The organism is Pseudomonas mediterranea CFBP 5447, from assembly GCF_000774145.1.
GTDB classification, from domain to species: Bacteria; Pseudomonadota; Gammaproteobacteria; order Pseudomonadales; family Pseudomonadaceae; genus Aquipseudomonas; species Aquipseudomonas mediterranea.
The window spans coordinates 369,239-381,930 of record NZ_KN322983.1 but is presented as its reverse complement, the minus strand read 5'-3'; the positions used below and the strand labels follow the sequence as shown (position 1 = coordinate 381,930).

General features: G+C 62.5%; 13 protein-coding genes and 1 tRNA gene. 7 read left to right on the top strand and 7 right to left on the bottom strand.

What is annotated here, in order from left to right; translation table 11 throughout:
- The first annotated feature begins 169 nt into the window (after window positions 1-169).
- From N005_RS07205 to N005_RS07195, 3 genes are all read left to right on the top strand, one after another.
- Window positions 170-245 (top strand) — tRNA-Asn (locus N005_RS07205).
- A 246-nt stretch (window positions 246-491) separates the two neighbouring features.
- A complete protein-coding gene (locus tag N005_RS07200; RefSeq protein ID WP_047700562.1) occupies window positions 492-686 on the top strand; it encodes a hypothetical protein in 195 nt (64 codons plus the stop codon).
- Window positions 687-774: 88 nt separating this feature from the next.
- Window positions 775-957: a hypothetical protein gene (locus tag N005_RS07195; protein ID WP_047700561.1), complete on the top strand. Its 183-nt coding sequence runs from the start codon at window positions 775-777 to the stop codon at window positions 955-957.
- A 9-nt stretch (window positions 958-966) separates the two neighbouring features.
- Here N005_RS07195 and N005_RS07190 read toward each other — a convergent pair whose 3' ends face one another.
- Window positions 967-2,028, bottom strand: a complete 1,062-nt coding sequence (locus tag N005_RS07190; RefSeq protein WP_047700560.1) for an AI-2E family transporter — start codon at window positions 2,026-2,028, stop codon at window positions 967-969.
- A 146-nt stretch (window positions 2,029-2,174) separates the two neighbouring features.
- Here N005_RS07190 and trhP point away from each other — a divergent pair, with 146 nt between their 5' ends.
- Window positions 2,175-3,500, top strand: a complete 1,326-nt coding sequence (trhP, locus tag N005_RS07185; protein ID WP_047701019.1) for a prephenate-dependent tRNA uridine(34) hydroxylase TrhP — start codon at window positions 2,175-2,177, stop codon at window positions 3,498-3,500.
- A gap of 297 nt (window positions 3,501-3,797) precedes the next feature.
- On the opposite strand, the gene N005_RS07180 is transcribed toward trhP, so the two are convergent.
- The 6 genes from N005_RS07180 to N005_RS07155 all read right to left on the bottom strand — a co-directional run bounded on the left by N005_RS07180 (window position 3,798) and on the right by N005_RS07155 (window position 9,804).
- The gene (locus N005_RS07180; protein ID WP_047700559.1) at window positions 3,798-5,477 is read right to left on the bottom strand and encodes a methyl-accepting chemotaxis protein; all 1,680 of its coding nucleotides are present in this window, start codon (window positions 5,475-5,477) and stop codon (window positions 3,798-3,800) included.
- 170 nt (window positions 5,478-5,647) lie between these two features.
- Complete coding sequence (locus N005_RS07175; RefSeq protein WP_162843638.1) at window positions 5,648-6,964, bottom strand: Na+/H+ antiporter family protein; 1,317 nt, start codon at window positions 6,962-6,964, stop codon at window positions 5,648-5,650.
- Between the two features lie 242 nt (window positions 6,965-7,206).
- A complete protein-coding gene (locus N005_RS07170) occupies window positions 7,207-8,520 on the bottom strand; it encodes a sensor histidine kinase (protein ID WP_047700557.1) in 1,314 nt (437 codons plus the stop codon).
- A complete protein-coding gene (locus N005_RS07165) occupies window positions 8,517-9,185 on the bottom strand; it encodes a response regulator transcription factor (RefSeq protein ID WP_047700556.1) in 669 nt (222 codons plus the stop codon). Before N005_RS07165 ends, N005_RS07170 begins: the two co-directional genes overlap by 4 nt.
- Window positions 9,185-9,496, bottom strand: coding sequence for a PepSY domain-containing protein (locus N005_RS07160; RefSeq protein ID WP_047700555.1), 312 nt, complete (start codon window positions 9,494-9,496; stop codon window positions 9,185-9,187). Before N005_RS07160 ends, N005_RS07165 begins: the two co-directional genes overlap by 1 nt.
- The gene (locus tag N005_RS07155) at window positions 9,496-9,804 is read right to left on the bottom strand and encodes a PepSY domain-containing protein (RefSeq protein WP_144402634.1); all 309 of its coding nucleotides are present in this window, start codon (window positions 9,802-9,804) and stop codon (window positions 9,496-9,498) included. Before N005_RS07155 ends, N005_RS07160 begins: the two co-directional genes overlap by 1 nt.
- 237 nt (window positions 9,805-10,041) lie before the next feature.
- Here N005_RS07155 and N005_RS07150 point away from each other — a divergent pair, with 237 nt between their 5' ends.
- The 3 genes from N005_RS07150 (at window position 10,042) to N005_RS07140 (ending at window position 12,665) form a co-directional block, all read left to right on the top strand.
- Window positions 10,042-11,121, top strand: a complete 1,080-nt coding sequence (locus tag N005_RS07150) for a patatin-like phospholipase domain-containing protein (protein WP_047700554.1) — start codon at window positions 10,042-10,044, stop codon at window positions 11,119-11,121.
- An 83-nt stretch (window positions 11,122-11,204) separates the two neighbouring features.
- On the top strand, window positions 11,205-11,561 hold the full coding sequence (gene queD, locus N005_RS07145) for a 6-carboxytetrahydropterin synthase QueD (RefSeq protein WP_047700553.1): 357 nt from the start codon (window positions 11,205-11,207) through the stop codon (window positions 11,559-11,561).
- A 273-nt stretch (window positions 11,562-11,834) separates the two neighbouring features.
- Window positions 11,835-12,665, top strand: a complete 831-nt coding sequence (locus N005_RS07140; RefSeq protein WP_047700552.1) for an alpha/beta fold hydrolase — start codon at window positions 11,835-11,837, stop codon at window positions 12,663-12,665.
- Window positions 12,666-12,692: the final 27 nt, after the last annotated feature.

The following is a 12,692-nucleotide window of genomic DNA, read 5'->3' as shown; positions in this document are numbered from 1 at the left end:
TGACCCTCCGCCATCGCGAGCAGGCTCGCTCCCACAGTCGTTTTTGCGGCGCGATCCTTACTTGTGTGAAGCGGTAACAAGTGTTTGAGTCCCCCCCACGGCCAATCAAACCCACCGCCCACCACCCAAAGCTTGACTTCTCTTTTCCAATCAGTAACATACGCGTCATTCCGCGATAGCTCAGTTGGTAGAGCAAGTGACTGTTAATCACTGGGTCCCTGGTTCGAGTCCAGGTCGTGGAGCCAGACAGCAACATCAAAAGCCCCTGAATCGAAAGATCCAGGGGCTTTTTTGTGGGCAAAAAACCTGTTGGAGGCCGTATAAGGCCCGCCAGAGGTCGCTACCGGAACAATATTCCGGTGCCAAGAAGGCATTATGGTCTGAATCCTGCTTTGTTTTCCGCCAACTCGAGCTGTCACGTGAGCGTCATGGCAGTGCCGCAAGCTGGCCCTGTCCGTCAACAACAGCTTCATAACAACAAGGACGAAGGTATGCCCACGCAAAACCCCCACCGCATCGTCGGCCTGTGCACCTCCGGCAAGGTGTACAACGCGCTGACCGAGCTCAAGCACCTGGAAGGCCATCGCACCGCCAAGTTCCTTTCGTTGTTGACGGAAAACCTGGTACGCAAGGGCGTGCTCAATGAACGGGAAGTGGTGCATATGCTCGATCTGGTGGTCGATTGAGCGGCATCGATTCCCACTATTGAAGCAGTTGATTTCTCCCTTCGCCGACTGAGTCGTAAGGTACTCCCATCGATAGATGGAGGTTCCCATGCTCAACATTCAAATCATGTCTGTCATTGGCAGCGCCGTCCCCGCCGCACTCCGTGAACGTGGCCTGTTGGCCTGCTGGTACCTGGTCCAGGACGGGGTCACCATCAGCGGCCCACTGACTTCACTGCCCGCCGCCCAGGCCTTGTCGCAGCGCATCGGCACCTACCTGTTGAGCGCGTGATAGTCACGGCTAGGGCAATTTCACCCGAGGCGTGCTTTCGACAAACAGGGCCCAACAGGAAATGAACAAGGCAGCGATGAGCGGCCCGATCACGAACCCGTTCAGCCCGAACACCGCCAGGCCGCCCAGTGTCGAGACCAGCACCATGTAGTCAGGCATCTTGGTGTCCTTGCCCACCAGGATCGGGCGCAGAAGATTATCCACCAGGCCGATCACGAACACCCCGAACAGCGTCAGCACAACGCCTTGCCAGATCGCCCCGGAGAGCAGGAAATACACCGCCACCGGCGCCCAGACGATGCCCGCCCCCACCGCTGGCAATAGCGACAGGAAGGCCATCAGCACGGCCCAGGGCAGCACCGTTGAAATCCCCAGGACCCAGAAGATCAGCCCACCCAGCGCCCCCTGGGTGATCGCGACCAGCAGGTTGCCCTTGACTGTCGCCCGCACCACCCGATTGAACTTCAATTGCAGGCGCCGTTTCTGGTACTCCGCCAGGGGAATGGCCGCGCGGACCTTGCGCACCAATTCCGCGCCGTCGCGCAAGAAGAAGAACAGCAGGTAAAGCATCACAAAGAAGCTGACCAGGAACTGAAACGTCCCCTGGCCGAAGCTGAAGGCCTGGGTGGCGAAGAACTCGCTGCCCTGCATGGCGCTCTTGACGATCTTGTCCCGCAACCCGCTCAGGTTACCCAGCCCAAAGCGGTCCAGCAGGTGCTGAAAGTACGGCGGCAAGGCGTCCTTGAACCGCGCCAGGTAGTCGGCAATGTCCAGCTCCCCGCTTTCCAGGCTCTTGTACAGCGCCGTGCCTTCCTGGACCAGCAGCGTGCTGATGACGATCACCGGCAGGATCGCGATGACCACACAGATGCCCAGGGTGAACAGTGACGTGACATTGCGCGGCCAGCCGAACTTCAGTTGCAGCCGATGCTGCATCGGTGCGAAAACGATGCCGAGGATGACCGCCCAGAAGACCGCGCCATAGAACGGCAGCAGGATCCAGATGAAAGCGATGCTGACCAGGATCAGCAGCAGCATCTGGGATTTGTATTGCAGGCTCTTTCGGTTCATTGGCTTTCCATGTCACAGGCTCGATAAGTGTTAGTCCGTCGGGATTCGCCGGAGTGCCGTTGCGTTCACCGCCCTCTTTGATCCAGATCAATAACGCCAGGCCGGCCGTGGCGTACCGTCGGCGCTTTTTGCGATCAGACGCCACCATGCCCCTCGTAGCCCCCGAACTGCTTGCCCCGGCCGGCACCCTGAAGAACATGCGCTATGCCTTCGCCTACGGCGCCGACGCGGTCTACGCCGGCCAGCCGCGCTACAGCCTGCGGGTGCGCAACAATGAATTCGACCATGCCAACCTGGCCCTGGGCATTCGTGAAGCCCAAGCTTCGGGCAAGCGCTTCTACGTGGTGGTGAACATTGCGCCGCACAACGCCAAGCTGCGCACTTTCCTCAAGGACCTCGAGCCGGTGATTGCCATGGCGCCCGATGCGCTGATCATGTCCGACCCGGGGCTGATCATGCTGGTGCGACGGCATTTCCCACAGATGCCGATCCACCTGTCGGTGCAGGCCAACACGGTGAACTGGGCGAGTGTCGAGTTCTGGCAACAACAGGGCCTGAGCCGGATCATCCTTTCCCGGGAACTGTCCCTGGAGGAAATCGCCGAGATCCGTCAGCAGGTGCCGGCCATGGAACTGGAAGTGTTCGTCCACGGGGCCCTGTGCATGGCCTATTCCGGGCGCTGCCTGTTATCGGGCTACCTGAACCGGCGCGACGCCAACCAGGGCAGTTGCACCAACGCCTGTCGCTGGAAATACTCAGCCCAGCCAGCGGTGGAAAACGCCGTGGGCGACATCGTGCAGAGCTATCAACCTGAACCCACCCTGGGCCTCGGCGCGCCCACCGATCAGGTGTTCCTGCTCCAAGAAGCCAACCGTCCGGACGAATCCATGCCGGCGTTCGAGGACGAGCACGGCACCTACATCATGAACGCCAAGGACCTGCGGGCCGTGCAGCATGTGGAGCGGCTGACCCGCATGGGCGTGCATTCCCTGAAGATCGAAGGCCGGACCAAGTCGCACTTCTACTGCGCGCGCACCACCCAGGTGTATCGCCGGGCGATCGATGACGCCATGGCCGGCCGCAAATTCGACCTGGGCCTGATGACCGACCTGGAGTCACTGGCCCAGCGGGGCTACACCGAGGGCTTCCTGCGTCGGCATGTGCATGACGAATATCAGAACTATCAGAACGGCAGTTCAGTATCGGAGCGCCAGCAGTTCGTCGGCGAACTCACCGGCGAGCGGCGCGAACGCCTGGCCGAAGTACGGGTCAAGAACCGCTTCGAGTTGGGCGACCACATGGAGTTGATGACGCCAAAGGGCAATTTCCACTTCGACCTGCATCAACTACAGGACGTGAAAGGCCAGAGCATCGACGTCGCGCCGGGGGACGGGCATGTGGTGTACGTGCCGATACCGGATGCGGTGGATCTGCGGTTCGGGTTGTTGATGCGCGATCTGCGCAAGTCATAGGAGGGGCTTGCCAACTGAACCACCGCTATCGCGAGCAGGCTCGCTCCCACAAGGGATTGGTGGTGACGCTATCCGATCAAGCCCGGACCCTGTGGGAGCGAGCCCGCTCGCGATAGCGGTGTGTCAGTCATGAATGTTCAGCTGGCTCACCACTCCAACAGGGATGAGTGCCAACCAACGGACCACGGCAGGAACTGCCGAAGGCTGCGATCCTCCTTTCCCGATAGGGCCTGGTATCCCAGGCGAAGACATCTGGATCGGAAGCAGAAGATCGCAGCCTTCGGCAGCTCCTGGCCGTCAGATACGGAACTGTCCGACCAGTTTGCCCAGGCGCTGGCCCAGCTCGTTCAGGCTGCGGGAGGTCTGGGCGCCGAGTTGGGTTTCGTCGGCGACGCTGTCCACTGCCACGGCGATCTGATGCACGCTGCGGTTGATTTCCTCGGCCACCGCGGTCTGCTCTTCCGCGGCGCTGGCGATCTGGGCATTCATCGAGTTGATGGTGCCGATCAACTGCGCCATGGTGTCCAGGGACGCTCCCGCCTCGTTGGCCCGGACCGATGTGCCGTCGCCGGCCTCACTGGAGCGACGCATCGCCTCCACAGCCGCATGGGTACCCGATTGCAGGCGGTCGATCATCCCCTGGATTTCCTGGGTGCTCTGCTGGGTCCGGCTGGCCAGGGCCCGCACTTCATCGGCCACCACCGCGAAACCACGCCCCGCTTCCCCGGCACGCGCCGCCTCGATGGCTGCGTTGAGGGCCAGCAGGTTGGTCTGCTCGGCAATCGAACGGATCACGCCGAGTACGCTGACAATCGAGGCCACGTCCTGTTGCAGGCTGTCCAGGGACACGCCACTGCTGCGGATATCGTTCACCAGCGCATGAATCTGCTGGATGCTGCCGGCCACCACCCGCTTGGCAGACTGACCTTCTTCGTCGGTCTGCTGGGCGGCCACGGCGGCGCCCTGGGCGCTGCGGGCCACTTCCTGGGCGGCGGACGACATCTCGTTGATCGCTGTGGCGACCTGGTCGGTTTCGTGGCGCTGGCGCTCCATGGCCTGCTCGGAACGCTGGGCCTGCTCGGAAACCTGGGTCACCAGCCCGGTCAGTTGCGAAGTCATGTCGGTGATCTGCCGCACCAGGCCGTGGATCTTGTCGACGAAGCGGTTGAACGAGCCGGCCAGTTGGCCGAGTTCGTCCTGGCTGGTGATCGCCAGGCGCCGGGTCAGGTCGCCCTCGCCCGCCGCGATGTCGTCGAGGTTGTCTTTCATCAGGTGCAAAGGTCGCAGGATGGTGTTGGCCAGCAGAATCCCCACCACCGCAATCACCAGCAACACCACGGCGGCGATACCGATGATGCTCAATATCACGCCTTGCACACGCTCATGGACCTTGGCTTCCACCAGGGCCACCTGGGCTTCGATGCCGTCCAGGTTGACCGAACTACCCACCGCCATGTCCCACTTGGACAGGTATTCGGTGTAGCCGAGCTTGGGCACCAGGTCCTTGCTGTTGGGCAGCGGCGAGCTGTATTCGAGGTAGTGAGTCCCGTCCTTGGCGACTTTCACCAAGTCACGGTTGACGTAGACACCGTTCGGGTCGCGGTTTTCCTTGAAACTCTTGCCCACGCCGTCGGGGCTGTTGGCCTTGAACAGGCGCACGGTTTCGGAGTCGTAGCCGAAGAAGTAGCCGTCCTTGCCGTAACTGATGTTCGACAGCAGTTTGATGGCCTCGGCCCGCGCCGCGTTATCACCGGGAGCGGCCGCATCGTACAGCGGCTTGATGGCGGTCAAACCCACCGCCACGTAGCTCTGCAGGGTGGCCTTGGCGTCGGCGAGCAGGCGTTCGCGGGTCTGCTGGACCTCTTTACCGGCTTGCTCCGTCAAGATGAAAGCCGTGGTCAGGCTGATGATCACCGCAGACAACAGTACCGGCAATATTGCCAGGGACAGGACTTTAGCCTTCAGGCTCAGGCGCATGCTGGTCACTCTTGTTGGTGTTATTGGCGTGGTTAGCTGTATTAACGGCAAGCTTGGGAAAAACTGTAGGGCAATCTCAAAAGCAATCGCGAGCAGGCTCGCTCCCACAGGGAAATGCATTCCAATGTGGGAGCGAGCCTGCTCGCGGTGGAAGCGACTCGGTTTTCGGACTACAACACCATCGCCGCCACCCAACCAAACGCCAGCAGCGGCAGGTTGTAGTGGATGAAGGTCGGGACCACGGTGTCCCAGATATGGTGGTGCTGGCCGTCGATGTTCAGACCGGAGGTCGGTCCGAGGGTCGAGTCCGAGGCAGGCGAGCCCGCATCGCCCAGGGCGCCGGCGGTGCCGACGATGCAGACGATCGCCAGCGGGCTGAAGCCCAGTTGCAGGCACAGCGGCACGAAAATCGTCGCCAGGATCGGTACGGTAGAGAACGACGAGCCGATGCCCATGGTCACCAACAGGCCCACCAGCAACATCATCAGCACGCCAATGCCCTTGCTGTGGCCGATCCAGGCCGCCGAGGTTTCCACCAGGCTCTGGACTTCACCAGTGGCCTTCATCACCTCGGCGAACCCCGAGGCGGCGATCATGATGAAGCCGATCATCGCCATCATCTTCATGCCTTCGGTGAACAGGTCGTCAGTCTCGCGCCAGCGCACCACCCCCGATAGCGAGAAAATCAGGAAGCCGGCCAGGGCGCCGATGATCATAGAGTCCACCAGCAACTGAATCGCGAACGCTGCCGCCACGGCGAGCCCGGCCACCATCAGGCTCATCGGGTTGTAGCGCACCGCCACCTGCTCGACCCGGGCGATCTTCTTCAGGTCGTAGACACGCTTCTTGCGGTAGCTGAACAACGACAGCAGCAAGCCGAACACCATGCCCAGCGCTGGGATGCCCATGGCATGGGTGACGTTGATGCCACTGACGTCCACGCCGCTGCGGGCGATGTTGGCCAGCAGGATTTCATTGAGGAAAATGTTGCCGAAGCCCACGGGCAGGAACATGTAGGGGGTGATCAGGCCGAAGGTCATGACGCAGGCGATCAGCCGACGATCCAGCTGCAGCTTGGTCAGCACGTAGAGCAGCGGCGGCACCAGCAGCGGAATGAAGGCGATGTGGATCGGCAGGACGTTCTGCGAGGCGACGGCAACCGCTCCCAGCAAGCCGATCAGCACCCATTTGACGCCAGAGCCACCGGCGGCGTCCTGGCGGTCCACCAGGGCCAGGGCCTTGTCGGCCAGGGCGTGGGCCATGCCGGACTTGGCGATCGCCACCGCGAAAGCGCCGAGCAAGGCATAGGACAATGCCACCGTCGCACCGCCACCCAGACCCGAGTTGAACGCCTTGAGCGTCGCCTCGATGCCCAGGCCACCCGTCAGGCCACCCACCAACGCGCCGATAATCAGCGCGATCACCACATGCACGCGGGACAGGCTGAGCACCAGCATGACGCCAACCGCGGCAATTACTGCATTTATCATCGTTACCTCAAGGCACAGCGGTGGAAAGCCACCGGAAAAAAGGCGGGGACTTTGCAGCAAGCGGCGCCAAGCTGCAAGGGCCGTGCGGCGGCTTTCGGGGCGTTTGCTGTATTCAAAATCAGCGCAGCCCCCCTGTGGGAGCGAGCCTGCTCGCGATAGCGTCCGATCAGTCACCCTGGATGCAAGCTGATACGCCGTCATCGCGAGCAGGCTCGCTCCCACAGGGTGATTCGGCGCGATCAGCGCCGAGGCAGTTCGATCAGGACCTTCAGCCCGCCCCACTCGCTGTCGTGCAGGGTCAGCGTCCCGCCCCAGGTGTCGACGATGTCCCGCACGATTCCGAGCCCCAGGCCGTGGCCGTCGGTCTGCTCGTCCAGGCGCGTGCCCCGGCTGAAGACCTGCGCGCGCCGCTCCTCGGGAATGCCCGGGCCGTCGTCTTCCACCGCCAGGATGAATGCCCCGGCCGTCTCGGTCACGCTCAGGCGCACCTCGGCATCCGCCCACTTGCAGGCGTTGTCCAGCAGGTTGCCCAGCAGCTCCAGCAGGTCTTCGCGGTCCCAGGGCAGGTGCTGCCCTGGCGCGGCCACATAACTCAGGTGCAGATGCTCGCCATGGATCATGTTCAGCGTCGCCAGCAGCCCTGGCAGTTCCGCATCGCAGTCCAGCTGCGCGCCGGGCAAGGCATCGCCGGCCAGTCGGGCGCGGTTGAGCTCACGGTTCAGGCGCTGGCGCACCTGCTCCAGTTGTTCGAGCAGTAAGCTGCGCAATTCGGGGTACGGGTCGAGTTTTTCGTTCGAGGCCAAGCTCTGCAACACCGCCAACGGGGTTTTCAGGGCATGGCCCAGGTTGCCCAGGGCGTTGCGCGAGCGCTTGAGACTGTCTTCGGTGTGAGCCAGCAGATGGTTGATCTGCGCCACCAGCGGTTCCAGCTCCAGGGGCACCTGCTCGTCGAGTTGCGAGCGTTGTCCACGCTGCAGTTGCGCGATCTGTTCCCGGGCTTTCTCCAGCGGACGCAGGGCGCGGCGCACCGTGAACCGTTGCAGCAACAGGATCAGCAACAGCCCCGCCAGGCCAAGGCCAAGGCCGATCTGCTGCATGCGCAGGAAACTGTCGCGCACAGGCGTGTAGTCCTGAGCCACGCTGATGGAAATCGCTTGGCCCAGGCGCCGGTAGTCAGTGCGCAATACCAGCAGTTTCTGGCCTTCAGGCCCCAGTTGCAGGTTTGCGTGCAGGCCCGGATGGTCGAGCCGGGGCAGTTCCTGGTCCCAGAGGGAACGGGAGCGCCAGTGCACGTCGGCGAAATCGATGCGGAAATAATGTCCAGAGAAGGGTCGCAGATAGGCCGGCGACAGACGCCGTTCATCCAGCTGCAGCCCCTGGGGACCACGCACCAGGGCTACCAGCAGGCTTTCGCTGTCGTTGCGCAGCCCGGCCTCCAGATAGCGCTGCAATCCCAGCTCGAACAGCCACAGGCTGGTCTGCGCCAGGACCAGGCCAACCACCACCATCACACCGATCAGGCCCAGGCTCAGCCCTCGCTGGATGGATCTCACCGGGCCTGCCCGCCGAACAGGTAACCCTGGCCGCGACGGGTTTCGATCACGCTGCGTCCCAGCTTGCGTCGCAGGTGATTGACATGGACTTCCAGCACATTGGAGTCCCGCTCGGTTTCGCCGTCATACAGATGTTCGGCGAGATGGCTCTTGGAGAGGATCTGCTCGGGGTGAAGCATGAAATAGCGCAGCAAGCGAAATTCAGCGGCGGTCAGCTGGATGTCCGCGCCGTCGCGGACCACGCATTGGCGCCCCTCATCCAGATGCAGCCCGGCGGCCTGAAGCGTCGGCTGATTGGCCTGGCCATGGGAGCGGCGCAGCAACGCCTGGACCCGCAGGTGCAGTTCCTCGGGATGAAAAGGCTTGGTCAGGTAATCGTCGGCACCGGCCTTGAGGCCTTCGATGCGTTCGGCCCAGGAACCGCGGGCGGTGAGGATCAGCACCGGAGTACTCATCCCGCCGGCACGCCATTGGGCCAGTACTTCGAGCCCCGGCACACCCGGCAGGCCAAGGTCGAGGATGATCAGGTCATAGGGTTCGCTGCTGCCTTGGTACACCGCGTCGCGACCATCGGCGAGCCAGTCGACGGCATAGCCCTGCCGTGTCAACCCGGCCATCAACTCGTCGGCCAGGGGAACGTGATCTTCCACCAGAAGCAGGCGCATCAGTCTTCCTTATCTTTGAGTAAACGGCCGGATGCGGCCTCCAGGTCCAGTTCGCGCACGACGCCATCGGTATCCAGCAGCTCGACCTCGTAAATATAGACGCCGTGTTTCTCTTCCAGCTCGGCCTCCAGCAACTTGGCGCCGGGGTGCAGGTCCAGTGCCTGTTGCAGCAGTTGCTCCAGCGGCAGGATCACCCCCCGCTGGCGCAGTTGCAGGGCCTCGTCCTGGTCCAGGTCCCGAGCCATGACCGCCGAACAAAACGCCAGCAGCACCAGCGGCCATCGACTGCGGGAGCAGAGATTAAGCTTCATTAAGTATCCTGATGATTCTTGAGCACCTTGCCGGTAACGGCGTCCAATTCCATATCCCATTCAATGCCCTGGGTGTCGCGCAGCTCCACCTGATAGATGAACTTGCCGTACTTTTCTTCCAGCTCGGTATCGGTCAAGGTGGCGCCAGGGTGCTTGGCCAAGGCAGCGGCATTGAGTTTTTCAAAGGATTGAATGGTACCAGCGTCTTGCAGTTTTCGGGATTCGTCGGGGCCGAGGTCCCGTGCGTGGGCAAGGCTGGCGCCCAAAGCCATGAGCGTTGCGATGAAAAAGGCAGTCAGGCGGTTCAAGGGTTATCTCCTTTTTATAATCGTCACGAAGCGACTGTAGCCGGGTGAACTTAACTGAAACTGAATTGCCATCATGGAACCCAGATCAACGACCGGGCCCTGTGGGAGCGAGCCTGCTCGCGATGGCTGTGGGTCAGTTGAATTGATGTGACTGATAGGACGCCATCGCGAGCAGGCTCGCTCCCACAAGGGATTGTGTCGCTATAATTCGTGGCCTGCCCACGCCAAGAGACCGGTATGACCGCCATTCACATCAAGTTTCCCGCCCTCACCCTCAAGGCCGGCCCTCGTGCCCTGGCGCGGATTCGCGAAGCCGGCCTGAAGGCGGCCGACGTCGGCATCCTGCCGGGCGCCGCCGGTGGCCCCAAGGCCCTGGGTATCCAGGGGTTGGACCTGGCGCTGTTTGGCGATTGGTTGCCCGCCGCCCCAAGGGAGCGTTCGTTGATCGGGGCTTCCGTGGGCTCCTGGCGCTTCGCCAGCGCTTGCCTGCCGGATGCCGCCGAGGGCATCCGGCGCCTGGGCAGCTTGTACAACGGACAGAGTTTCGCCAAGGGTGTGACCATGGCCGGGGTCAGCCAGAGTTCGCAACGCATGCTCGACGACCTGCTCGAAGGTCGCGACGCGACGATCCTCGCCAACCCGCATTACCGTCTCAACATCATGGTCGTCAAAAGCCACGGCTTGCTCGCGCAGGATCATCGCGGGCGGCTGGGCCTGGGCCTGTCGTCGGTGATCGCCGACAACCTGCGAGGCCGGGCGCGGCTGTCGCGGCATTTCGAACGGCTGATCGTCCACGACCCGCGCCTGGCACCGCCACTGCATCCCTTGAACGATTTCCCATCACGCTTCGTGCCGCTGGCGGCCGACAATCTGCGCCAGGCGCTGCTGGCCTCGGGCTCGATTCCGATGGTAATGGAGGGGGTACGCGACCTGCCGGGGGCCGGGGCCGGTACCTACCGCGACGGCGGCTTGCTGGACTATCACCTCGACCTGCCTTACAGCGGCGAAGACATCGTGCTGTATCCCCATTTCACCGACCGGGTCATTCCCGGCTGGTTCGACAAGAGCCTGCCGTGGCGCCGGGGCAACATCGAACGCCTGCAAGATGTCCTGTTGCTGGCGCCGTCCCGTGAGTACCTGGCCCGCCTGCCCTACGGCAAGCTGCCGGACCGGAACGACTTCAAGCGTTTCATGGGCGATGACACGAGCCGCCGTACCTACTGGCAGACGGCGATGGACGAGAGCCGTCGCCTGGGCGACGAATTCCTCGAGTTGGCGGCCAACGGTGGGCTGGGCGAGCGTTTGCTGACCCTTTAGTCAGCATGAGCGCGCAACGCCGGAGCCAAACTGATAAACTCCGCCGCCTGCCTCGCGACCGCTACCTTAAAGAGCCTGAACCTGTGGAAATCTTCAAAGAATTCACCTTCGAATCCGCCCACCGCCTGCCCCACGTACCGGACGGCCACAAGTGCGGCCGCCTGCACGGCCACTCGTTCAAGGTGGCGATTCACCTGAGCGGCGACATCGACCCGCACACCGGCTGGATTCGTGACTTCTCGGAGATCAAGGCGATCTTCAAGCCGCTCTACGAGCGCCTGGACCACAACTACCTCAACGACATCCCTGGCCTGGAAAACCCGACCAGCGAAGTCCTCGCCAAGTGGATCTGGAACGAACTCAAGCCGTTGCTGCCGGAACTCAGCGCCATCCGCATTCATGAGACGTGCACCAGCGGCTGCATCTATCGGGGCGAGTAACCCGCGGCCCCAATCTTGAAAACAGCTTCTGTGGCAGGGGATTATCTGTGGCGAGGGGATTTATCCCCGCTGGGCTGCGAAGCAGCCCCAATTTCCAGCATCAATTCGCTTCGTATCTTTGGGGCGCGCTGCGCACGCCAGCGGGGATAAATCCCCTCGCCACAGATTGCCCCTCTCCACAGATGAATCCCCTCGCCACAGGTGTGTTTTCCCCAGGAAAACTGCAATGGCCTATGCTCTATCCCCTGACCCCTCTTCAGTGGAGCATCGACCATGACCAACTGGCCCCTGGATCAGGTATACACCTTCAACGGACACGCCATTCGCTACGCCATCCACGGCGAAGGGCCGCCGCTGGTATTCGTCCATGGCACGCCATTTTCGTCCTACGTGTGGCATCGTATCGCCCCGCTCTTCAGCGCCACCCACCGCGTGCATTACTTTGACCTGTTGGGTTATGGCCAATCCGCGCAACCCGATGCCGATGTCTCCCTCGGCGTACAGAACCACCTGTTCGCGCAATTGCTGGAGCACTGGGGCCTGGACTGCCCCGATGTGTTGGCCCACGACTTTGGCGGCGCCACCGCCCTGCGCACGCACCTGCTGAACGGCAAGAACTACCGCAGCCTGACGCTGATCGACCCGGTGGCGCTGTCGCCTTGGGGCTCTCCCTTCGTCCAGCATGTGCGCCGGCATGAAGCGGCCTTCAGCGGCCTGCCCGATTACATTCAGCGCGCCATTGTGCCGACGTATATCCGCGGCGCGATCAAACGGGACATCCCGGACGCAGAACTGGCGCCCTACGTGCAGCCGTGGCTCGGCGAGACCGGCCAGGCCGCGTTCTATCGGCAGATTGCGCAGATGGACGAGTGCTACACCCGCGAGGCAGAGGGCCTGTATTCGAGCGTGCGCTGCCCGACGCAGATAATGTGGGGAGAAGATGACCAATGGATCCCCATCGAACGCGGTCGGGCGTTGCACAAACTGATCCCAGGCGCGCAATTCCACCCGGTGCCGAACGCCGGGCATCTGGTCCAGGAAGATGCGCCGGAAGCTATTGTGGCGGCAGTACTGCGATTCTTGTCATCACCCCGATCCGACTGAATATCCCCAATCCCTGTGGGAGCGAGC